16 protein-coding genes and 2 pseudogenes are annotated in these 22,162 nt (G+C 36.1%); 11 read left to right on the forward strand and 7 right to left on the reverse strand.

Annotated features, from left to right (window positions below; translation table 11 throughout):
* Positions 1-50 precede the first annotated feature (50 nt).
* From ACP6PM_RS12820 to ACP6PM_RS12830, 3 genes are all read left to right on the forward strand, one after another.
* Positions 51-692: an HAD-IB family phosphatase gene (locus ACP6PM_RS12820; protein WP_426585144.1), complete on the forward strand. Its 642-nt coding sequence runs from the start codon at positions 51-53 to the stop codon at positions 690-692.
* A gap of 305 nt (positions 693-997) precedes the next feature.
* Positions 998-1,633, forward strand: coding sequence for a carbonic anhydrase (locus ACP6PM_RS12825; protein WP_426585146.1), 636 nt, complete (start codon positions 998-1,000; stop codon positions 1,631-1,633).
* A gap of 647 nt (positions 1,634-2,280) precedes the next feature.
* Positions 2,281-2,841, forward strand: a complete 561-nt coding sequence (locus ACP6PM_RS12830) for a hypothetical protein (protein WP_426585148.1) — start codon at positions 2,281-2,283, stop codon at positions 2,839-2,841.
* Between the two features lie 442 nt (positions 2,842-3,283).
* Here ACP6PM_RS12830 and ACP6PM_RS12835 read toward each other — a convergent pair whose 3' ends face one another.
* The 3 genes and pseudogenes from ACP6PM_RS12835 to ACP6PM_RS12845 form a co-directional block, all read right to left on the reverse strand.
* Complete coding sequence (locus ACP6PM_RS12835; RefSeq protein WP_426585174.1) at positions 3,284-4,873, reverse strand: hypothetical protein; 1,590 nt, start codon at positions 4,871-4,873, stop codon at positions 3,284-3,286.
* A 521-nt stretch (positions 4,874-5,394) separates the two neighbouring features.
* Positions 5,395-5,649, reverse strand: a pseudogene (locus ACP6PM_RS12840) (glycosyltransferase); the annotation flags it as partial.
* A 399-nt stretch (positions 5,650-6,048) separates the two neighbouring features.
* Positions 6,049-6,207 (reverse strand): hypothetical protein, encoded by a 159-nt coding sequence (locus tag ACP6PM_RS12845; RefSeq protein WP_426585150.1) that lies wholly within the window; start codon positions 6,205-6,207, stop codon positions 6,049-6,051.
* A 613-nt stretch (positions 6,208-6,820) separates the two neighbouring features.
* On the opposite strand from ACP6PM_RS12845, the gene ACP6PM_RS12850 reads away from it, so the two are divergent.
* From ACP6PM_RS12850 to ACP6PM_RS12875, 6 genes are all read left to right on the forward strand, one after another.
* Positions 6,821-8,002 (forward strand): tetratricopeptide repeat protein, encoded by a 1,182-nt coding sequence (locus ACP6PM_RS12850; protein ID WP_426585152.1) that lies wholly within the window; start codon positions 6,821-6,823, stop codon positions 8,000-8,002.
* Between the two features lie 152 nt (positions 8,003-8,154).
* A complete protein-coding gene (locus tag ACP6PM_RS12855) occupies positions 8,155-9,051 on the forward strand; it encodes an Rpn family recombination-promoting nuclease/putative transposase (protein WP_426585154.1) in 897 nt (298 codons plus the stop codon).
* A gap of 132 nt (positions 9,052-9,183) precedes the next feature.
* Positions 9,184-9,669, forward strand: a complete 486-nt coding sequence (locus ACP6PM_RS12860) for a hypothetical protein (RefSeq protein WP_426585156.1) — start codon at positions 9,184-9,186, stop codon at positions 9,667-9,669.
* Positions 9,670-9,920: 251 nt separating this feature from the next.
* Positions 9,921-11,525, forward strand: coding sequence for a tetratricopeptide repeat protein (locus tag ACP6PM_RS12865; protein ID WP_426585176.1), 1,605 nt, complete (start codon positions 9,921-9,923; stop codon positions 11,523-11,525).
* A 4-nt stretch (positions 11,526-11,529) separates the two neighbouring features.
* Positions 11,530-12,027, forward strand: a complete 498-nt coding sequence (locus tag ACP6PM_RS12870; protein WP_426585178.1) for a tetratricopeptide repeat protein — start codon at positions 11,530-11,532, stop codon at positions 12,025-12,027.
* Between the two features lie 142 nt (positions 12,028-12,169).
* Entirely contained in the window at positions 12,170-12,757 is a 588-nt protein-coding gene (locus tag ACP6PM_RS12875) for a Uma2 family endonuclease (protein ID WP_426585158.1), read from the forward strand.
* Positions 12,758-12,960: 203 nt separating this feature from the next.
* Here the strand turns inward: ACP6PM_RS12875 and ACP6PM_RS12880 are convergent, their stop codons facing one another.
* From ACP6PM_RS12880 to ACP6PM_RS12890, 3 genes are all read right to left on the reverse strand, one after another.
* Positions 12,961-16,353 (reverse strand): glycerol-3-phosphate acyltransferase, encoded by a 3,393-nt coding sequence (locus ACP6PM_RS12880; protein ID WP_426585160.1) that lies wholly within the window; start codon positions 16,351-16,353, stop codon positions 12,961-12,963.
* A gap of 1 nt (position 16,354) precedes the next feature.
* Positions 16,355-16,864: a hypothetical protein gene (locus tag ACP6PM_RS12885; RefSeq protein WP_426585162.1), complete on the reverse strand. Its 510-nt coding sequence runs from the start codon at positions 16,862-16,864 to the stop codon at positions 16,355-16,357.
* 166 nt (positions 16,865-17,030) lie between these two features.
* Positions 17,031-18,191, reverse strand: coding sequence for a cytochrome P450 (locus ACP6PM_RS12890; RefSeq protein ID WP_426585180.1), 1,161 nt, complete (start codon positions 18,189-18,191; stop codon positions 17,031-17,033).
* A gap of 196 nt (positions 18,192-18,387) precedes the next feature.
* On the opposite strand from ACP6PM_RS12890, the pseudogene ACP6PM_RS12895 reads away from it, so the two are divergent.
* Positions 18,388-18,811, forward strand: a pseudogene (locus ACP6PM_RS12895) (hypothetical protein); the annotation flags it as partial.
* Positions 18,812-19,353: 542 nt separating this feature from the next.
* Here ACP6PM_RS12895 and ACP6PM_RS12900 read toward each other — a convergent pair.
* Positions 19,354-20,220 carry an isocitrate lyase/PEP mutase family protein gene (locus ACP6PM_RS12900; RefSeq protein ID WP_426585164.1) on the reverse strand — a complete coding sequence of 289 codons (867 nt, stop codon included), beginning with the start codon at positions 20,218-20,220 and terminating at the stop codon, positions 19,354-19,356.
* A 156-nt stretch (positions 20,221-20,376) separates the two neighbouring features.
* Here ACP6PM_RS12900 and mnmH point away from each other — a divergent pair, with 156 nt between their 5' ends.
* Positions 20,377-21,414, forward strand: coding sequence for a tRNA 2-selenouridine(34) synthase MnmH (mnmH, locus tag ACP6PM_RS12905; protein WP_426585166.1), 1,038 nt, complete (start codon positions 20,377-20,379; stop codon positions 21,412-21,414).
* Positions 21,415-22,162 lie beyond the last annotated feature (748 nt).

Raw genomic sequence — 22,162 nt, forward strand, 5'->3', positions numbered from 1 at the left:
GAAAATTTTTTTTATACCGAATTAAACGTATTTAATATAAAATGATAAAAATGTTCGATAAATCAAAACCAGTTGTTTTCTGTGACTTTGACGGTACTATTACTGCCGAGGAAACTTTTGTGGCAATGTTGAAGTATTTTGCGCCAGAAGTTTCAGCTCAAGTTATGCCAGAAATTTATCAATTGCGGATAAGTCTACGGGAAGGTGTGCGCCAAATGTTGGAAGCTATACCTTCACAACGTTATTCGGAAATAATTGAATTTTCCAAGACAAAGCAAATACGACCGGGGTTAGTGGAATTATTAGATTTTCTTGACGCTGAGGGAGTAAAGTTTGTCGTGGTTTCTGGTGGAATTAGAATTATGGTGGAGACGGTATTGGGAGAATTGGTAAATAGGGTAGAAGCTATTTACGCTGTGGATGTCAGTAATGGAGGTAATTTTTTGCAGGTACATTCTGACTTTGAAGGAGAGACAGAGTTAATGGCAAAAGTACAGGTGATGAATTTATATGATGCTAGTGAAAAAATAGCAATAGGAGATTCAGTAACAGATTTGAATATGGGTTTAGAAGCGTCCTTGGTATTTGCACGCGATCGCCTAGCTAAGTATTTAGATGAAAGGCAAAAGTCTTATATATCTTGGGATGATTTTTTTGATGTGCGTCAATATTTAGTTAATCTTTGGCGGTAATGTAGTAGGGATTAACGGCCACCCCTACTACATATGGTGATTCTGTGTAAGTCTCGAGTCTCAATATTATCCAAATACTAGAAGTAAAGGATAAGGAGTAGGGAATAGTAATTTGGGAAACAAGGAATAGAAAAGAAGAAAAATAACTGTACTTTAGTAGATATCTTCAATAATAAAAAATCCAATCAATTATTTTCCTTTATTCCCTATTCCCTATTCCCTCTTTTCTGGAGATGTCTAGTAATTTCAGAAACGCTATAATGTAGGCGGCAAAAATGAAAATCAAATTATCAAGAAAAACTCTAATGAATACAAATGCAAAAAAGTTTAGTAGTCAAATTTCCCGCAGAAAAATACTAAATTATGGCAAATTTGCTCTAGGAACAGGAGTAACGACTTTAGCTGTTAGCTGTCAAAAAGAAAATGTTCGGCAACCAGAAGCAACATCAACAACACCTGCCCAAATTAAAGTTTCTCCAGAAATGTCTCCAGATGAAATTTTGGAAATATTAATGGCAGGAAATAAAAGATTTGTTGAAAATAAACGTACAAATCCTAATGTAAGTTTTGCCCGATTAACAGAAGTTGCTTCTGGTCAAAATCCCTTTGCTAGTATTGTTTCTTGCGCAGATTCTCGTGTACCTGTTGAGATAATTTTTGATAGGGGTTTAGGAGATTTATTTGTTGTTAGAGAAGCTGGAAATATTGCTACTCCTGAAGAAATTAGTAGTATAGAATTTGGTACTTTGGTGTTAGGTTCAAAAGTATTAATGGTATTAGGACATGAAAATTGTGGAGCAGTCAAAGCAGCAATGGCTGGAAAACCTGTTCCTGGTCAGATTGGTAGTATAATTGCTACAATTAAACCTGCTGTAGAAGCTGCTAAAGGTCAACCTGGAAACCCTGTAGAAAATACTGTGAAAGCTAATGTATTTCAATAAATAAAAATCATAAATTCTTCTCCAGTAATTAGCCAGTTAGTGCAAGAAAATAAACTAAAAGTTGTGGGTGGTTATTATGATTTAGACCAGGGAAAAGTTTATCTAATAAATTAAAAAAGGGTAAACATTCAGGAAGAGGTTTTCAATAATTAATAGACCTCTCCGGAAAAGAGGGAGTAGGGAGTAGGGGCGATTCGCGAATCGCCCGTATGGGAGTAGGGGGAAATAATTAATGATTTATGGACGATAATTGATTTAATTATTAATTATCGGAGATGTCTAACAATTAATAATTACCTCTTCTGTAATAGAAAGATTGACTCAAAGGAATTTTTTTTCTTTTATCCATGAATGGAGAGGCTTTAGATCTCAATTTTTCGGTAACTAAACCCCTAGTATAAGTTACATTTCCTTAACTAATTATCCAGAAATGATGAACAATTTCAGCAACTTTCTCAAGAAAATAGTCTATACTCCTTGTAGGCGGAAATAAGTTAACCTATTTCCGCCGAGTGGTCTGTCAAGATTGATTTGAGGGATAAGCTATTAAATTTTCTCCCTTGTCTATTTTCCTCCCTTGTCTTCCTTGCCTTGTCTAGACCCATCATTTGAAAATTGACAAACCACTAGTCCTATAAAAGAAAAAGATGACCATGAAACCATATTTCTTTGTACTTTTAATTGTATCCACAGTAATCACAATGGCTGGTTGCACTAACCCTCAATCTACGCCAACAGTACAGGCTGCGCCATGCGAAAATCCTGTCACAGAAAACGATGTTCTAGCTGCACAGCAAAGCTGGGGCAAAGCCATTGTCGCCATTGGCAAGGCAGAAAACCCAGAAGCAGAAGCACAAAGTACTCTTGACAGGCTTTATGCTTATGATCTTGGTACGGTTTTGTTCAAACCAACACTGGCCAGCGATGATCCGTTCAGAGGCACGGAGAAAGAGGCTTTGTCTTATTTTGTCGGCGGCAGCATCAGGGAAGATAAAGGTTTTGCTCTTGCCCCCTATAACAATGTGCGCTTTGAGAATGAAGGAATTATTACCCAGTGCAATACAGCCACCTCAATGGGTGAGTATTTTTTCACCAAAACAGACGGTAGCGAGATCAAGGTAGAATACACTTTTGGTTATGTTCGCGATGAAAATGGCGAGCTGAAAATCAATCTGCACCATTCATCTCTGCCGTATCAAGCGCAATAAGGGCGATAGGTAATAGGGTCAAATATAGCGAAGCTGTCACCAGGGGCAATCTAGGAATGAAAGTTTTACTCTGTAAGCATCTCAGAAACCGATATCTTCATAATCACATCCAATGAAATATGGCACAATATTAAAATTTAAGTGAATTTATGTGAATGGCTAAAAAGCATATCTGCTAGTTGTTTTACTAGCTTTTGCGTACCAAGTGCGCTACACACTCCCAACCACTGAAAACTGCAATAATATCTAAATTTCCCTCTATGACAACTTCGCTATATTTACCCCATTTAGTAATAAGTTGTAGTATTTTATTATAGGGTTTTGGAAACCAAAACCCTTTTTTACTTTGGTTTGGAAACCAAACACCTACAGTGTTTTTTCACAAATCATTTAAGATTGCTATAGCTGATAGCTAATAGCTGAATGCTTAAGCTATAATAAGTCAAAATTTACGTTCAATTCTCAAAGGTTGACCGGGAGAAAGTTTTTTAATCTCTTTTGTTAAATCATCCCAAGGCTGTAATTGATTAATTTGAAAAGTGCGACTCATTACAACATAAATAGAGGTTTGGTCACAACCAATACCTGCATTAATTACATTCAACCAAGACTTAGCAAAAAGTTCATCTGTAATATGCCAACTTCCATCTTCATATTTAAAATAACGCATGAAATAAAAAGGTGCATCTTGTTTACCAGTAATCAGAATTTTTTGTAATATTTTTCTAATTAAATTTGGGAAAAAACGCCCAAAAGTTAACATTACTAACCTGAGAATTATTAACTTAAGAGGTGACATTTGAGTTTGTTTTGCCCAACCCATATTAGCAGAAATAACTATTTCATCCTGAAATATTTTCACATCATAATCACCGTTCAAATGACTAACTGCATTAAGAATTTTTTTACCTTTTCTAACTTGTAGTGATAAATGAGTATCAGAAGCCACTAATTTTTGGTCACGAAATAACTTAAAAACACCACCTTTATTCAGACTCACATATAATTCTGTTCCTGGTCGTCGTTTAATCAAAATTTGAGCTTCTTTTAACCAAATACTAGCAACATCACGATTCATATCAACAGGTCTTTCAGTAATAAAATCTCGCCATGCCAACAAATAATTCCAGGTATGATGACCAATAATATGATCGTCAGCATAACAAGGAGCTAAACCATTTTTTAAACCTATTAAAAATTGGTCGTTAATCGACAAAGCACCAGGCAACCATTTACCGACTAATTCAAATCCGTGAGGAAAAAAGTTATAGGTATTGCGACTAGCATATTCTCCACCAAAAGAACCATCAGGATGAATAAATTGGGCAGCTAATTCGACTGCTTTAGTAATAATATCTTTTAATTTTTCACTCTTGTTTAATTCATAAATTCTGGCTAAACAAGATATTGTGAGAGTATGATAACCAGGATCAAAACCGGAATATTCTGTAAACCATCCTTCCTGACTCTGCCAACTTAATAATCTTTCAAGACGGGCTGCTTTTGCTGTATCCCATTTAGAAGTTTCTAATAATCTACTTAGTAATTCCAAACACAAAACAATTAATGCTTCATGGTTAGCCAATTTGCCACTTTCATAATGATGAACTAACCAATCTGCTCGTTTCTCAAAAAAACTGAGAATTTCGTAGTTATTTAATCCTAATATTTGATAACTTTCAATACTAGCTAATAAAGAAAAAGCTGTTGCTCCACTAGCTCGTTCAAATGGGAAATAATCATCACAAGAACCGTCAGTATGAGCAGTATGAGCAGCATATAAAATTCCGGCTTCTACCCATTCATGTATCATTTCCTGAAGATAATATGGATTATTAGGAATTTCTAAACTATAAGCTAGAGCTAAAGGCAAGACAAATTCTTGAGCCATACCACTTGGAAAATCTATAATTTTATAATGCCAAAAATTGCGGTCAAAACACCCGTAGGTTGGGCTATGTAAATTGCGGTCTAGTAATGTCAAAATTTTTGGTATTTGAGCTAATGCTTCTTGAGCAAATAAGTATCTCATCTGATTTTTTTCGGTATTAGCTATGTCATTTTTGCTGGAGGATGAATGAGATTCTATATCTGATAAATCAGTTTGATTAGTTATGGGTGACTGAGGATTTTTCATATCTATAGTTTGATTGATTTTCTTGTTAATATAGCAATTCCCAAAAAGCGTGAGGTACAAAATTAGTAATTTTTAGGGAGTAGGGAGTAGGGAGTAGGGAGTAGCAATTCGGGAAACAGGGAATAGAAAAGAAGAAAAACAACTGTACCTCATTAGCTTGAGAAACGCTATACTTTTCTCTAATTTATATAAATTAGCAGTTAGTTATCAATTTATTTTTTTGCAGTATCAAAATGAAAGTCTTATATAGCAACCCTATTTTATTCCTGTCAAAAATCTTACTGCTTTTTAGGGAAAACTTAACTCTTAACTCTTAACTGGTAAGAGTTTCAGTTTTTTTATTTACTTTTTGATTACCCGCAACCTATGCGCGGATTGCTATATAGCAACCCTAAATAATTTATAAAAAATTAAAAATCTGCTCCTGCTTTTAAACTAGCTTCTAAACCTGCCATAAATGCTTTGGCTAAACCTTGGTTTGTGGGGAAACTAACAATGCAATCTACTCCATATTCTTTGGCAACTTCAACTGTTCGATCTTGACTACCATCATTAATTATTAGCCATTCAATAATATCTACTCCTGGTAGTTGTCGAGCCAAAGCAGTTAGAGTTACTCCTAGAGATTCTTCTTCGTTGTAGCAAGGTATTTGAATAATTAATTTTTTCATTGGATAGATATTTTTCCGACGTTGCCTCAAGGAACTTTAATAGAATCTAGAAACGTAAGTATTCAGCTTTTGAAATAATCAAGCAAGGACTAAGATTAGTTGATGAAATTTTTTTCCTGCGGAATGCTGCGCAAACATATTTCACTCTTTGGAAACTAATTCCTCCTTCGGTGTGATAATAAGTTAATAATTTATAGCTGTTTTGCTACCGCACAACTTCGTTTTGCTGGCGCAAAACTTTCCTAGGTCATGCTCCGCAAACGCTTTTCATGTCGCGGAGCGAAACGGCTGTCGTCAACATGAAAAATGTAGTTCATCTGTAGGAAGCTAGCTGACGGCTGAATGCTTACCTAACAATTAAATATTATAATTTTGAAACAGACTATCACTATTTGGTCTTTAAAGACAAAATAAACTTTTGACTTTTGATTTTTGACTTTTGATTTTAACTTTTTTTTGGACTTTACCTGCTTGTGTTGCTATCTCTACTACCAACTCCAATAAATTTTCTGAAATTTTATAATTCAAGATAAAACCTTTACGGAAATATACTGACACTGGATGAAGGATATATATTAAGGATTAATTATAGGTATATACAACACTCAATTAGTTATGATAAATTAGGGAAGAGTTAACATAAACTGAAAATATTTGAGAGTTAATTTATAAATACGATCAAAAGAAAGCCTGATTTTGTCTAAAGTGAGGTGGCGATCGAATAAGTTAATCTCCAAAAGTTAGCATTAACTTAGTTAACGCAAGATTCCTAAACTAGAGATTGCTAGGATGGGTCTAACTGTTGGGTCAACTCAAATAATGGCTTTCTGTTCCCTTCCCCTCTTCAATAATTAATAATTAACAATTAATAATTACCTCTTCTTATAAAGAAGAGGATTGGCTAAAAGGATTTTTTTCTTTTTTATCCATGAATGGAGAGGCTTTATACCTGAATTTTTCGCTAATCAAAATAACAGGTAGCAGAAATTCATTTATTTACTGTATTAATTAGCTCTGGAATTCTATAAAATTCCCATCTAATATTTCTACTAACTACAAATTCTTATTTATAAGTTTTTTATCAGGGTAAGCATCAGTTTCAAATAGATTACAAATATCTATCTTAGACACAGGTTATGGAGTCTAGGAAAAAAACTCTGAGGAAAAAAACATGAATCAACAACAAATTCCTAGTTATATCGGTCTAATTCAATCCTTATTAGTTTCCCCTGCTGGTAATGAAAATAAAATTTTACAAGCTAATCAAGATTTACTAGATCGGGGATTAGTTCAAGTAATGAGAAAAATAGCGAAAATCAAGAAAAAAATAGGTAATTTGAACGCCCAATGGTTGGAAAATTTGGCAACAATGTTAGAGATAAATTTAGAAGATGCTTCCCTTTCTGTAGATGAGGAAAAATATCTAATTTTCCTGATGCATATATTACAAGTAATTTCAGATAATGACGGAAAACCTGAAGCTGCCTATTCATTATTAGAATATAATCAGGATCGGCTCAATGAAAATTTACTAAGAGTTCTCAAAACTTGGGCAGGGGTAAATCTGCCAAAAATGGAACCAAAATTAGCACAAAATTTTGCTCTAGATATTGTTAATTTCAGTAACCTAATTCTACAATTTACTCTGGGTAATCAAGCTAATAATGTGGAAATAGCAATAGCAGGTTATGAAATTGCTTTAAAAGTTTTACCCCGTCAACAATTTCCGAAAATCTGGGCAACTATTCAAAATAATTTAGGCAGTAGCTACCAAAAACGTACTATTGGAAACCTAGAAGAAAATATAGAAGTGGCGATCGCTTGTTATTATGCAGCTCTTGAAGTTCGGACTAATTCTGCATTGCCTCAAGCATGGGCAACTACTCAAAATAATTTGGGAAATGCTTATCAACAAAGTATTGCGGGAAATAGAAAAGAAAATTTGGAGAATGCCATTAGTTGTTATCAGAAAGCTTTAACTGTTAGAAGTTTAGAAAAGTTGTCTCAAGAGTGGGCTAGTACTCAAAATAATCTGGGTAGTGTTTTCCATGAACGTATTGCTGGAGAAAAAAAGGAAAATATTGAAGAGGCGATCGCTTGTTATAATTTTGCTCTCAAAGTACGGACTCAGGAAAAGTTTCCTTTAGACTGGGCAACTACTCAAAATAATTTGGGAAATGCTTATTTAGATCGGATGGTGGGAAATAGACAAGATAATTTGGAAGAAGCGATCGCTTGTTTTGTTAGAGCGCAAGAAGTTTATACTCAGGAAAGTTATCCTATTTATTGGGAAATAATTTCTCATAATTTGGGTATCGTCTACGAAGAACAGAGTTTAAGAAAGGTAGGTTAATTACAGACTATTAATTTGGTGGTTGTTGCGGTTTTTACTGTAGGGATGTTAGATGCAACGTCCCTACTTTTCTAAGATAATTTTTATTCCCTGAAATCTTTGGTTAGAATATTACTATATATTCTTATCAATCTACTTATTGCTAAACTATTATGAGATTTATCAGCCCTAAAATTGATTATGCCTTTAAAAAAATATTCGGCTCTAATCAATCTCAACAAATACTTATCAGTTTTCTGAATGCCATTATTTATGATGGTGAAAATATCATCCAATCCTTAACAATTAAAAATCCCTATAATCCCAGTAAAATAGAATCTTTAAAAGATACTTATTTAGATATTCGAGCCACATTATCTGACAAATCAATAGTCATTATTGAAATGCAAGTTTCTCGGATGCAAGCCTTTAACAAACGGGTAGCTTATAATTTGTGTAAAACTTATGCTAATCAATTAGAAAAAGGTGAACTTTATTTTCTGCTAAATCCAGTAATAGCTGTGACAATTACTGATTTTAATATGTTTGATGAACTTCCGAAAGCCATCAATAGATTTGTGTTTAAAGAGGAGACAAAAAATGTTGCTTATATAGGGGATGATTTAAGATTGATATTTGTGGAATTACCAAAATTTCAGAAAAAATTAGAGGAATTAGAGAGTTTAATTGATAAGTGGATTTTCTTTTTAAAAGAAACTGCTAGTTTAGATATAATTCCAGAACCTTTAGGGGAAGTGCCAGAAATTGAACGCGCTCTAAATATTGCCAATCAAGCTAATTTTAGTAGGGAAGAATTAGAGGAATTTGATAGGCGAGCGATTATGTTTCAAGATGAAAGAGGGAAAATAAATTATGCAAAAGAAGAAGGTAGAGCAGAAGGCAAAGCTGAAGTCGTAATGTTGTTAGTTAATCAACGTTTTGGAGAGGTTGATAAAGATATTAGCGATCGGGTTTCTAATTTGTCTAGTGAAAATCTAGAAAGTTTAGTTAAGGCACTTTTTGATTTTAATAGTCTGGCAGATTTATTGAGTTGGTTGGAGAATCTGTAAATTTAGTTTTAAATTATCACTTTGGTTGAAGTTTTGGAAATCTCAATTTAGGTTTCAAAGCTCTAAAATCTTACTTTTGACTTTTTGTTGCGTTAAAATTAAATCACTATATATTCTCTTGAAAATAATTAAATGGACTTAGTAAATATCAGTTCGATTGTTATTCATGCTTTAGCATCCGGTGCTGCATTAGTTGCTTCCTCTGTAGCTAGAGAAGAAATTGTGGTCAAGTATCGTTCCCTGAAAGAATTTATTGGGGAAAAGTTTGGACCAATAAAACCAGTAGACCAATTGGAAAAAAGGCTAAGTGAGGAAAGGCAAAAATTATTAGCAGAAGATTTAGGGGATGCTATTGAGGCTTTGCCAGGAACCCCAAAGGAAATAGAGATTGTTATTAATCAGCTGCTTGGGAGAACAAAAGCTCTTACAGAATCATTGGAAAAAGTACCACAAGCAGAGTTTGATGCTGTAGGTATAGACATAAAGAGTGTCAAAGCAGTTAATGTCAAGATTCAAAAAGTTATCTCTGAGGGAGGAGCTACAGGAGTAAGGATAAAAGGAGAAGACTGGGAATTGAAAGGGGATATGACAGTAGAAAATATCACATTAAAAAAGTAAATCCCCCTTCCTTACCTGTCACACCCTTTAACTCAGCAGTTAGTCTTGATTTTGATAACTCTCAAGTACGCGATATTAATATTCGTGATATTAATATAGGTACAAAAACAAAAGGACTACCAAGGAAGGGGCAACCAGCAAATTTTCCTAATAACCTGAATAAACTACGCACTGGTGCAGTCAAATTTGTCGGTAGAGATGGAGACCTCAAAATATTACATGAACAACTTCAGAAAAATGAGCGAGTCTCCATAACAACAGTAACAGGGATGGCAGGAATTGGCAAAACAGAATTGGCACTCCAGTACGCTCTCTTGTCTAGAGAGAAATTGACTTATCCTGGTGGCATTTGTTGGATAAATTTTGGGGAAAGGAGTTTTGTAGAACAGTTATTAGATTTTGCCCAGACTCAGCTAGGGCTATTTCCGGCTGAAGATTGGAGTTTAGAAAAGCAGCTTGACTACTGTTGGTCAAACTGGCAACCTGCGGGAGATGTGCTAATTATTTTAGATAATGTAGATAATTATGAGGAAATTGCAGATTATTTACCTCCACAGGAAAAGCGTTTCAAGTTACTAATTACTTCCCGCAGATATTGGTTGTCAGAATCATTTGAAAATTTGCGTTTGGAAGTATTGGATGAGGGTGCTGCCTTGGAGTTGTTGGTGGCGTTGATTGGTGAGTCTCGCGTGGCGGAGCAAAGAGAGGAGGCAAAACTACTCTGTCAGTGGTTAGAATATTTACCTTTGGGATTAGAATTGGTAGGACGTTTTCTCAAGAGACGGTCTGGGTGGAAGTTGGAAAGAATGATACGGGAATTGGAGAAACTAGCTTTAGATTTGCCTGCACTACAGAAACCATGGGGAGAAATGACGGCGGAAAGAGGAGTGAAAGCTGCTTTGGAATTAAGTTGGCGGGAGTTGGATGAGAGTGGGAGGTATTTAGGTTGTTTCTTGAGTATGTTTGCCTTAGCTCCTATACGTTGGAGTTTGGTGGAACAGTGTTTGTCTCGAAGTGAAAGTCAGGAGGAAGAATTTATAAGCACTTGGGAGGATGTGAGGGAAGATAGTTTGTTAGATTTAAACTTGATTCAACAGACGGCAGAGGAAACTTATCAATTACATCAATTGGTACGTCGATATTTCCGAGACAAGTTGGAGAAGATGGAAAAAGTAGAGGAGTTGAGGTCTCAGTTTTGTCGGGGTATGGTGGTGGAAGCAAAAAAAGTTCCTCATACTCCAGTAAAAGCAGAGATAGAAGAACTAGGCTTGTCTATTCCTCACTTGGCTCAGACGGCAACTGAGATGCAACAGTGGATTGAGGATGAAGATTTCATGTGGCTGTTCGTCAGCATTGGCAGATTTTATGAAGGTCAGGGATTATATGAACTAGAAGAACCTTGGCGTAAGCAATGCTTAGATATGGCTCGAAGTCTTTTTGGGGTTGAACATACTGGTGTTCCAGCCAGTCTCTACAATCTGGGAAGTCTCTACTCTAACCAAGGGCGATACACAAAAGCAGAACCTTTGCTACTGAAAGCATTGGAGATATATAAACAACTGCTAGGAGAAGAACATCCTGATGTTGCCACCAGTCTCAACAGTCTGGCAAGTCTCTACTCTGACCAAGGGCGATATACAAAAGCAGAACCTTTATCACTGAAAGTATTGGAGATGAGAAAACAACTCTTAGGGTCTTTACATCCTGATATTGCCAGCAGTCTCACCAATCTGGGTAATCTCTACTACTTGCAAGGGCGATACACAAAAGCAAAACCTTTGTTACTGAAAGCATTGGAGATGTATAAGCAACTAACTACTAGGAGAAGAACATCCTTTTGTTGCCACCAGCCTTAACAATCTGGGAAGTCTCTACTCCAAACAAGGACGATATACAAAAGCAGAACCTTTGTTACTGAAAGCATTGGAGATGTATAAGCAACTGCTAGGAGAAGAACATCCTGATGTTGCTAGCAGTCTTAACAATCTGGGTAATCTCTACTCTAACCAAGGGCGATACACAAAAGCAGAACCTTTGTTACTGAAAGCATTACAGATGAAAAAACAACTTTTAGGCTCTTCACATCCTAATGTTGCCAACAGTCTCAACAATCTGGGCAGTCTCTACTACTTGCAAGGGCGATACACAAAAGTAGAACCTTTGTTACTGAAAGCATTGGAGATATATAAGCAACTACTAGGAGAAGAACATCCTAATACTCAAATTGTTCACAAAAACTATCTATATTTTTTACACCAAGTTTTCAGGGAAAACAGACAAGAGGACTTATCCGACGAAATTAGTTTCAAAATTATATTCAGAGATGGAGAAATCATCTTGAGAAGATTATTGAAATGAGGTAATTTAAAATCAATTTTCTCTGAGGGAAATAGGCGGTCTCCAACTCTTCCCTCCTGACACCTGATTAATAGGCGATCGCTCTTTCCAACTATTAAGTTATTGATATAATATAACAGTAAAAATAGCAGAGTCAAACTCAATGCTAGCTAACCAAAATCAATTCTATGTTTCTCCAGAAGACTATTTAGCAGGAGAGCGACAAAGTCCGATTAAACATGAGTATAGACGAGGCCAAATTTATGCAAGGGTAGGGGTAAATAAACCCCACGTTATTATTGCTAGTAATTTAGGCGCATTATTGGGGAATCATCTTCTGGATAATGATTGTCTTGTACTTAATTCTGATATTAAAATTCGACTAGAAGAAGCTAATTGTTATTATTATCCCGATCTGGTAGTAACTTCTGATGAACGGGATTTAAGTTCAAATGAAGACTTTATTCTTTATCCCTCTTTAATCATAGAAATTTTGTCTCCAAACACAGCTAAATTTGATAGAGGAGGCAAATTTGCCGATTATCAAACTGCTACAAGTCTACAAGAATATGTATTAGTTAGTCAGTCTGAGATGAGCATAGAATGTTTTCGGAAAAATGAACAAGGAATTTGGATTTCTCAAACTTATAGCAGGGGAGAAAAAGTTAATTTTGCTAGTCTAGATTTTAATTGTCAGATAGAATTAATCTATCAAAAAGTTCCTGGCATAGAAGGAAGAAGTAAGAAGTAACGAAGTAATATTACAGCAGATTCCAGATATAAGTGATGCTCTCCCTTTCCAATTATTACTATCTTTTACGAATAATATCAAGTCTCATTAATTAGCCATAATAATTAGATCCCCCCTGCCCCCCTTAGAAAGGGGGGAGCTTTCAAAGTCCCCCTTTCTAAGGGGGATTTAGGGGGATCGTAAATATACCTCCTGACTCCTGATTAAATAAATTCCACAGTACCCCGATATCCATCAAGCCTAACTTTTTGCCCATCCTGTAAACGAGTCATCGCTCCAGAAACATTCATTACTGCCGGAATACCATACTCCCGCGCAATAATAGCTCCGTGGGATAACTGCCCCCCCACCTCAGCAATAATACCTTTTGCCTTCAATAACAAAGGTGCCCAACCAGCATCCGTATAAGGCACAACTATAATTAGATTTTCCGACTCAGCAAGATTTACCTCTAAACTCCGACAAACCTTGACATAACCTTCTACACAACCAACACTTCCCGGTATCCCTTGTAAAATAGAAACATTTTCCTCAGTAGAAATAGTTTCCCGACTTTCTTGCGGTAATACATTCCCATAAACTACAGAGGGAACTTGGCGATCGCTATCTTTTTCCAACTGTTCCTTTCTTTCACGGATAAATTGTTTGAGAGTGTGGGAAGAGGATGGAGAAGGGGAAGAGGGGGAAGAGGGGGAAGAGGGGGGAGAGAGGGAAGAGGGGGAAGAAACTATATTAAATTCTCTTCTGTTTTGTTCTTCAACTCCTACACTATTTGTTAGGTTTCCTTTGTTAACCCAACCTACAGGAGGTTCTGTATCAAATTTTGTTAGGTTTTCTTCTTCAAATATTTCCCCCTTATCAAGGGAGGTTAGGGGGAATCTTTTTGTTGGGTTTCCTTCCTCAACCCAACCTACGCTAGCTTCTTGACTCAACATTTCCCCCTTACCAAGGGGGGTTAGGGGGGATTCTGTAGATAGAATCCATTCCCGAATTTCCTCAAATTCCAAATAAAAAATATCACCCTTTTCTTCAAAAACTTCTAAATTTTCTTGTCGCTCATCACTTTTGACTTTTGACTTTTGACTTTTGAATTCTATTTCTATTGCCAAAAACGTCTGTCGTAAATAAGCCAAAAGCTTCCCATAAACTTCAGCAATTTTCCCCTTAGTTCTCGCACGTTTTGCACATTGCGCCAGTCGCCACCTCTGCCATAAATTTAAAGACCTTACTGAAAAATTCTCTCTTTCCCCCTCACCTTTCAGAGTCATGGCAAATAATAAATCACGGAAATTATCCGGCTTTTCTCCCCAAGTTGCCACAGCAATATCCGTACCAACCTCACTCAAATAACCATAACTTTCTAACCATTGCTGAAACTCCCTTTGTAATTCCTGATTTTCCTCAAACTCTGCCTCTATTTCCCCATCATAATTAGTTGCCATTTTTAACTTAACTGCCAACCTTTGTAATTCTCGAATCGAAACAATTTCTGGAGTAGTATCAGTAGGCAACCATTCCTCAGAAACACCAAAGAGCGATCGCCTAATTGCCAAACCTATAGGACCCAAAATATTGTAATAAGTAATCGGTTTTAACCATTCCTGAATTCTTTCCGCTTGTGCCAATAATTCTGATAAAGACAGACACGAATTTTGTTTAAAATTATTCTCTAAACTTTCTAGTGCTGGAACAAAAATTTGATGATAGTCACGCTCAAACTCATAATCGACTGTCATTTCTTTTTGAATCAAACGCCATAAACCAGGCAAAGCAGACCAGATTTTTACCAAAGGCGGTTTTCCCATTTTTTGCCCTCGTAATAAAAACTCTAAACCCTGCTCCGGCAAACCCATCATTCTAAAAATTTCCCCTAACAAACTGGCATTAAAATAAGCATGAGAACCGAGTAAAGTTGCCGTTTCAGTAAAATCTAACTTTGCTACCTTTTCCCCTAAAACAATAGTAAAAATTTCTCCCCAAACTCCACAAGTCAGAGGACGATTTATCGACCAAGTTAAAGGATGAATAGCCCCTGGAATTACCTCTGCTGCAATAGTTCGTGTCCAGATAGGTCTCAAATTAGTAATCGGGCGACTTTGCAAAATCCAAATTTTTTTCCCATCCCAACACCATTCAATATCTTGAGGCAAACCATGAAAAAATCCTTCAATTGCCTCTGCTTGATTTACCAATTCTTGAGTAATTTCTGGAGGCAAAATCTCCTGAGTTTTTACCTGCTCTAAAAATTGATTTTTATCTTTTTCTTTTGGGTTTAATACCCTGTCGTCTACAGGATGTTTAAAATTGGTTAAAGTTTGAGTCACCATCGACTTTTTCCCTCTTCCTTCTTCCTCCCCCCTTTCAAAGGGGGGCAAGGGGGGATTCCTTCTTCCTTCTTCAACAATTTCCCAATGCACAGGAGTCAACTGCCCACCCACAACTTTTTCTGCACCCCCAGGCAGAGCTTCAATAATTATTTTTCCACCACCATCCAAAGGATTACGAGTAAACATTACTCCGGCGACTTGACTCATAATATAAGGCTGAATCAATACCGCCATTTCTGCATGAGGAATTTCTCTTTGTCGCCGATAAGCAACAGCTTCTGGCAACCAATAAGATTGACGACAGATATTAATCGCTTCTAATAATTCCGTTTGATTTCTCACAGGAAAAATAGTTTTATATTGTCCGGCAGCCGAACTATTATCGCTATCTTCCCCAACTGCTGAAGAACGAACAATTAGGGGAAAACTCCAAGACATTTCATTTAATTTATCCAAAATTTTATCTGCTGAAAAAAAGCCAGTCGAGAACCGAGAATCAGGAATAGATTTTTTCACCCCACCCTCTATTACTAATTCCCTATTTCCATTTTCAAGTGCAGGTAAAACAAAACCATCAGGAACATTAAAACCAGCTTTTTTGAGTAGAGCTAATCTAGCTGCTTTTTCTCCACAAATTTTATGGTCAAGTTCACTATCAAGACAAAATCTAGGTTGTTTCTGTAAAGCCATATCATCACTTTGACGAAAATTTATTACTACTAAGAAAATGACTAACCCCGCCATTGCCAAAAATTCAGAAAAAGACGGTTCGTGGCGAAATAATAAAACCCATAAAAAACTACTGAGACATCCCAAACGAGCAGACCATTGTCGAATATTTTGATTTTTTCGAGGAAAGATTTGTTTACCTATTACTAATATTAAAAAACCTGTAATTCCCGAAGCAAATGCAACAACAGGAGAATAAACAAAAACTCCCCAACTAGCATTAGTAACACCACCACCTTGAGCAATAAAATATCTACCTACCACTAAAAATATTAATCCTACTAATTGCAAAGTAGGAATTTCTGGAAATAATAATTTTGCTGCCAAAACAGGAGCAATACCTCTACTAATTTCTCCTAAGACCGCGACTATTGCCAAGGGTTTAGGTGCGTGAACAAATGCGGCTGCCACACTAACGTTACTTGTACCAACTTTTGTTAAGTCAATATTTGCCAGATTTTTAACTATTAAATTAGTTAGAGGAAGAGCGCCTAGACAAAAGCAGACAGTTAGAAATAATCCTGGAATTAATATTTGCATATCAACATATATCTTTATACGGTCGCCTAGCGGTACAAGGATTAAACTGAGTATCTACAAACTGCACTGGCTTGTGAGTCTCAATCCACAAATGTGCGCCACAAGGCAAGGGTTCATAAGGCTTATAAACTATACGACACGGACCATCAAGAATCATCTGATAACCCATATCGTTACGATTTGTCTGCTTCAAGGTAACTACTGGTATCAGTTGGTCAGGAGTCATAAGAGGATCTTTTTTAATTCTCTTGCCATTTGCTTTAATGCAATGTTGATTAACATGAATCTTAGTCGGATTCTCGCGCCTGTGATGACACCAGACACCTTTAGGACCTCTTTTACCTGGTTTAACAATAGGCATTTGTCTTTTTCCATAAAGAGGGATTTGCCAAAATCCTCTTTTCTTATCCTTGTAAGCACCTTTGATTCTACCTTGATGAAGTAAATATCTGACTCGTTGACAACAAATACCTAATAAAAAAGCAGCTTCTTTGGTTCCAATATAAGTCATTATTACTATAGCGCTATAGTTTTGGGGTATATAATTTATTATATATAAATCAATTGTACTTATAAAACAAGTATTTTTTGTAAAATTATAGAAAAATAGTCAACTCATGGTGTTTATCTCTAACTCATACAAATCTTTTTACTTAAAGTAAACCTAGAATGTATATTTAATTTTTTACCCTAGGTTTAATTTCAATCTGATAATCATCTTTAATTCTCTTAATGGGAAACTGAACAAACTTTGGCTCTCCTATAATTTTCCACTCAAACATCCGTAGCAGATGAGATGCAAAAACTTTACTAACTATCATTGCCATCTGCGCCCCTAAACAAGCGTGTACCCCACCACCAAAAGGGATAAATTTGTACATCTGACCTTCATTACGTTCTGGCAAAAAACGCTCTGGCTCAAATTTCTCTGGTTCCTCAAAATGTTCTGGGATAATGTGAGCTACCCTGGGTTCTGCAATTAAAGTCCAGCCTTTTTCATAGAGGATACCATCAACTACGACAGATTTAGTTAACCGACGACTAGCAGTAGGACTTGGTGGTAAGGTGCGAAGAGTTTCTTTAATTGTTGCCTCCAGAAAAATCATTTGTTTTAAATGATCTGGTGAAAATTGACTAATATTATTATTTTCACCCAATATATGTTCTTGTTCCTGTCTTAACCTCTGCAATATCTGGGGATATTTTCCAACTTGATATATTAGAGAAGATACAAATCCAGAAATTTCGTAGTGGGATGCCCACAATTGTAAAAGGCATTGATTTTTAATCAGAGTATCACTAAATATTCCATCTGGGTTTTCCTGCTGACTAGCTAACATCATTGACAAGAAGTCTTGAGTAGCATTAATACTTCCCCCTTCTCCCAGTCGTCGCTTAATAACTGCATCCATAAATTCCATCAATTTTTTTCGTGCTTTTATTCCGCGACCATAAGCAGTTAAAGGAGATTCCCATTTCAGTAATCCATAAAAACCGTCAAAATAGGTTTTGTATAAAGCTTTTAATTCTGCTTTTGAAGAAACTGGTAATCCCTCAAAGGTATTAGCCTCGGAGTCGTTTAAGCTAATTCCCAATAGTAGGGGAGTAAGTATATCAAAGCTAATTTTCTCCACTGCTAGATATAGGTGAATTTTTTTGCTACTCCATGTTTTAAGACTTTGGTAAATAATGTCATTAATCTGGGGAATATATTCTGCTAATGTTGCGCCAGTTAGACCAGGTGCCAATGCTGCTTTGCGCTGAGTGTGTAAATCAGGACGTAGAAATAGACTGTACTCGCCATATAGCGTATGGTAATGTAGAGCGATTCTTAAGATATATAAGTATCATTATCAGGACTTAGACAAAGACGCTATATATAGTGTACTGACCTAAGTTTGGTGGGTGTTGCTCCATGTTAATAAATTTCATCAAAATACTCTAATGATTATATAATTATCGAGAATCTAATTATCTAGAAATGTTGTATAAAGTGATCGATATGAATTTTCACTTTAAAAATAAATCGCGCGCGTAGATGATACTGGTGGTGTAAAAAAATATCAAAATATTGCTGAATTAAGCTGGAATAAATCAGAAAAAAGAACGGGAAAAATCATTCAAATCAAAGGTTTTCCGAGATATCAAAAAGTAAAGCTGTTCTGGGCAACTGTTTCTACCAACAGAACAGAATATATTGCTACTAATAGACATTTGCGAAAATCTAAAATAAAATCAATTATTATCCATAAATTATCAATTTTTTTCCTTCCAGTTAAGTTTTTCCTCTTTTATGGATATGTCTAATGACTTGAACCAATACAGCAAATATGATGTAGAATTTGAATCTCAAACCAGATGGGAAATTGAATAATTTCACAGATAAATTAAGCAATTAACAGGTCTATGCTCCTGTCAATGTCGTCTGATACAAATTCAAATAAATCATATTGTTTGTGGGATGTTACTCGGGAATTTTTGAAAAAGATTAGCAGTAAAAATAGGAAAAACCATTTATAAAGTCAAACATGAATTGCTCTGAGATTATCTGCTCCAAGAACTGAAGAAACCCACAATCAAATTCAGAGCTGTTTTTATTTGATAGGTATTTTTTGACTCTTGTTTTCATAATGATACTTGTCTTGAGGCGTTGGCGGAGCCTAGCGGCAGCTACATCGCTCTACATTACCATACGCTATAGATAGTGTCTTTAGTGTCTTTGCGTAAGCCCTGAATATGTATTAGTTAGTCAGTCTCAGATGAGTATAGAATGTTTTCGGAAAAACGAACAATAAATTTGGATTTCTCAAACTTATAGCAGGGGAGAAGAAGTCAATTTTACTAGTATAGATTTTAATTGCCAGATTTCTTTTATATATCAAAAAGTTCCTGGTATTGATTAACTAGCTATCAGCTTTTAGAACTAGGGTTTAAAAAAATAATTTTGCTGATCGCTGAGTGCTTCTTTAATTTTTGATTTCCTTCGGCAATAAATCTAATCTAATCAACTGAAAATTTTTGTTCCAACTCTCGATATTTAGGTACTTCAATAATCTCTTCAAAATCTGGGAAAGAAACAATATCTGTTAACCCTGCTGTAGTTCCATTTTCAAACAATTGACTATAACAATTTATCATTGCTTTAGTCGCAGAAAATAATCCAGACAAAGGATAAACGACTATTTTAAAACCAATTTCTGCCAACTCCTGACCAGACAAAACTGGAGTTTTTCCACCCTCAATCATATTTACAAATAAATACACATCCTCAAAAGCAGTAGCGATCGCCTGCAAATCTTCCACTGACTGAGGTGCTTCAATAAAAACCACATCTGCACCAGCGTCAGCACAAGCACGTCCCCGCTTAATAGCTTCGTCCAAACCATAAGGCGCACGAGCATCAGTCCGAGCAATAATCACTAAACCACTATCACCCCTAGCGTGAACTGCTGCTTTAATTTTCTCTACGTGTTCCGCCATTGGAATAACCCGTTTACCCTCAAAATGACCGCATTTTTTTGGCCATTCTTGGTCTTCCAAAATAATTCCCGCAACTCCCATATTCACAATATCAGTCACAGTTCTAATTACATTTAACGGGTTGCCATATCCAGTATCAATATCAGCTACCAAAGGAATATTCACCGACTCAGTAATACGCCTCACACTGTAGAGCATTTCTGTAGCAGTGAGAAAACCATAATCAGGACGACCAAGAGTGGAACCAGAAATGCCAAACCCACTGGTAAACACAGCAGAAAATCCTATCTGTTCCACAATTTTTGCTCCAATACAATCATAAACCCCAGGCAGCACCAAAGTTCCTGGTTGTTCTAATATTTGACGTAACTGTTGGCCTGCAGTCATAACACCTTCCCAGAGTAAACATGATAGAATTTTATACCAATTCTTAAAATTAAGATTAGAGAATTTGTAAAATAATCAACCCTGCAATTTCCGACAAGAAGTTACAGGATTTATTCAAACTTCTTTCTTCTTCCTTTTTCCTTCCTTCTTGCTAATATGTCAAAATCTCTCAAACCAGACGCATTTTTCCAAGCACCGGGAATTATTCTTGATGTTCGCAGTCCCGCCGAATATGCTCAAGGTCATATTCCTGGTGCTGTTAGTTTCCCTCTATTTAATAATGAAGAACGTGCCCTAGTCGGAACTTGTTATAAACAAAAAGGCAAAGATGAAGCTGTAGAGCTAGGGCTAGCCCTAGCTGGTCCGAAATTAGCTAATTTTGTTGCCCATGCCAAAATTTTAGCTCCAGACCGTCAAGTTAGAATTCAGTGTTGGCGAGGTGGAATGCGTAGTGCTTCTGTTGGTTGGTTACTGGAAACGGCTGGATTTAATGCTACTCTACTTATCGGCGGTTATAAAGGGTTTCGGCGTTGGGGGCTTTCTCTATTTTCAATTCCTCAAAAAATTATTGTTTTGGGTGGAATGACTGGTAGTGGCAAAACAGAAATATTGCGTGGTTTAAAAAATATGGGGGAACAAGTGTTAGACTTGGAAGCTCTTGCCAACCATAGAGGTAGTAGTTTTGGTGCTTTGGGGCAGTTACCTCAACCTACGAACGAGCAATTTTGGAATTTTGTGGCAATGGAATGGGCGAAGTGTGACCGGAGTCAACCTTTATGGGTAGAAGCTGAGAGTAAGAGCATTGGGGTGTGTCGTATTCCCCAGGAGATTTTTGCACAAATGGAAAGAGCGACAGTGATAGAAATAAGTCGGAGTCGTCAGGAAAGGGTCGCCTTTTTGGTAGAAACATATGGAGAAGCGAATATTAATGATTTGATTGCTGCTACTGAACGTATTCGCAGACGGTTGGGAGGTGTGCGAGCGAAAGAAACGATTAATTTTCTGAGGGAAGGAAATTTAGCAGCAGCTTCAGATTTAATTCTTCACTATTACGATAAAACCTATAATTATGATTTGGAGAAACGAGGTGGTAGTATTTATAAATTTGATGTTTCTGGGTTATCGGCGGTTGATGCTGCAATATTGGTGCGAGATAAAAGTAAGGAGTTGAGGAGTCATATCAAATCTGGTTGAATACTTATTATATAGTTGGGGGGATAGGGAGATGGGGAGATGGGGGATTGAATATTGAAGTAATTATAGAAATTACAAACATATATCATATAACCGGATTCTATGTGCAATTAACCGGATTTGGTATCAGGAGAAAGAGAGGATTTGAACTATTGAATTTTTAAATTTGTATTTAACAGAAGATCTGTCTTAATAGCCGGATTTCATATTATATAGCAATATGATTTGAGTTGTGAGATATTGGAAATTTTTAGGGAACGGGGAACGGAGAACAGGGAACAGAGAAGAAGGAAAAAATGTATATCAATGAATAAGATAACTGCTATACTCTATTCTTTTAAGAAACACTTCAATTCTCACATCTGATTCCTGATTGCTATAGCTTTAAGGATTCAGCTAGCCTCCTGCGTAGAAACTACCTTAACAGCTCAAGTCAAAACTATTGGTTGTCAAGCATTTTAATTATCAATGTCCTCACACTTTGCTTGTCTGCTATATAATAACTTTAGTAGTTAGGAAAGAACAATATTTTTTTCCTACTCCCTACTCCCTACTCCCTTAAAAAGTAGGAACTACCTTAACAGCTCAAGTCAAAACTATTGGTTGTCAAGCATTTTAATTATCAATGTCCTCACACTTTGCTTGTCTGCTATATAATAACTTTAGTAGTTAGGAAAGAACAATATTTTTTTCCTACTCCCTACTCCCTACTCCCTTAAAAAGTAGGAACTACCTTAACAGCTCAAGT

This window comes from Dapis brunnea BLCC-M229 (genome assembly GCF_050015995.1).
Taxonomy (GTDB): domain Bacteria; phylum Cyanobacteriota; class Cyanobacteriia; order Cyanobacteriales; family Microcoleaceae; genus Trichodesmium.

Excerpts from the sequence above, each read along its gene's own strand:
- ACP6PM_RS12820 (WP_426585144.1), top strand. The coding sequence starts at position 51 with ATGTTCGATAAATCAAAACCAGTTGTTTTCTGTGACTTTGACGGTACT.
- ACP6PM_RS12825 (WP_426585146.1), top strand. The coding sequence starts at position 998 with ATGAATACAAATGCAAAAAAGTTTAGTAGTCAAATTTCCCGCAGAAAA.
- ACP6PM_RS12830 (WP_426585148.1), top strand. The coding sequence starts at position 2,281 with ATGACCATGAAACCATATTTCTTTGTACTTTTAATTGTATCCACAGTA.
- ACP6PM_RS12835 (WP_426585174.1), bottom strand. The coding sequence starts at position 4,873 with ATGAGATACTTATTTGCTCAAGAAGCATTAGCTCAAATACCAAAAATT.
- ACP6PM_RS12850 (WP_426585152.1), top strand. The coding sequence starts at position 6,821 with ATGAATCAACAACAAATTCCTAGTTATATCGGTCTAATTCAATCCTTA.
- ACP6PM_RS12855 (WP_426585154.1), top strand. The coding sequence starts at position 8,155 with ATGAGATTTATCAGCCCTAAAATTGATTATGCCTTTAAAAAAATATTC.
- ACP6PM_RS12860 (WP_426585156.1), top strand. The coding sequence starts at position 9,184 with ATGGACTTAGTAAATATCAGTTCGATTGTTATTCATGCTTTAGCATCC.
- ACP6PM_RS12875 (WP_426585158.1), top strand. The coding sequence starts at position 12,170 with ATGCTAGCTAACCAAAATCAATTCTATGTTTCTCCAGAAGACTATTTA.
- ACP6PM_RS12880 (WP_426585160.1), bottom strand. The coding sequence starts at position 16,353 with ATGCAAATATTAATTCCAGGATTATTTCTAACTGTCTGCTTTTGTCTA.
- ACP6PM_RS12885 (WP_426585162.1), bottom strand. The coding sequence starts at position 16,864 with ATGACTTATATTGGAACCAAAGAAGCTGCTTTTTTATTAGGTATTTGT.
- ACP6PM_RS12900 (WP_426585164.1), bottom strand. The coding sequence starts at position 20,220 with ATGACTGCAGGCCAACAGTTACGTCAAATATTAGAACAACCAGGAACT.
- mnmH (WP_426585166.1), top strand. The coding sequence starts at position 20,377 with ATGTCAAAATCTCTCAAACCAGACGCATTTTTCCAAGCACCGGGAATT.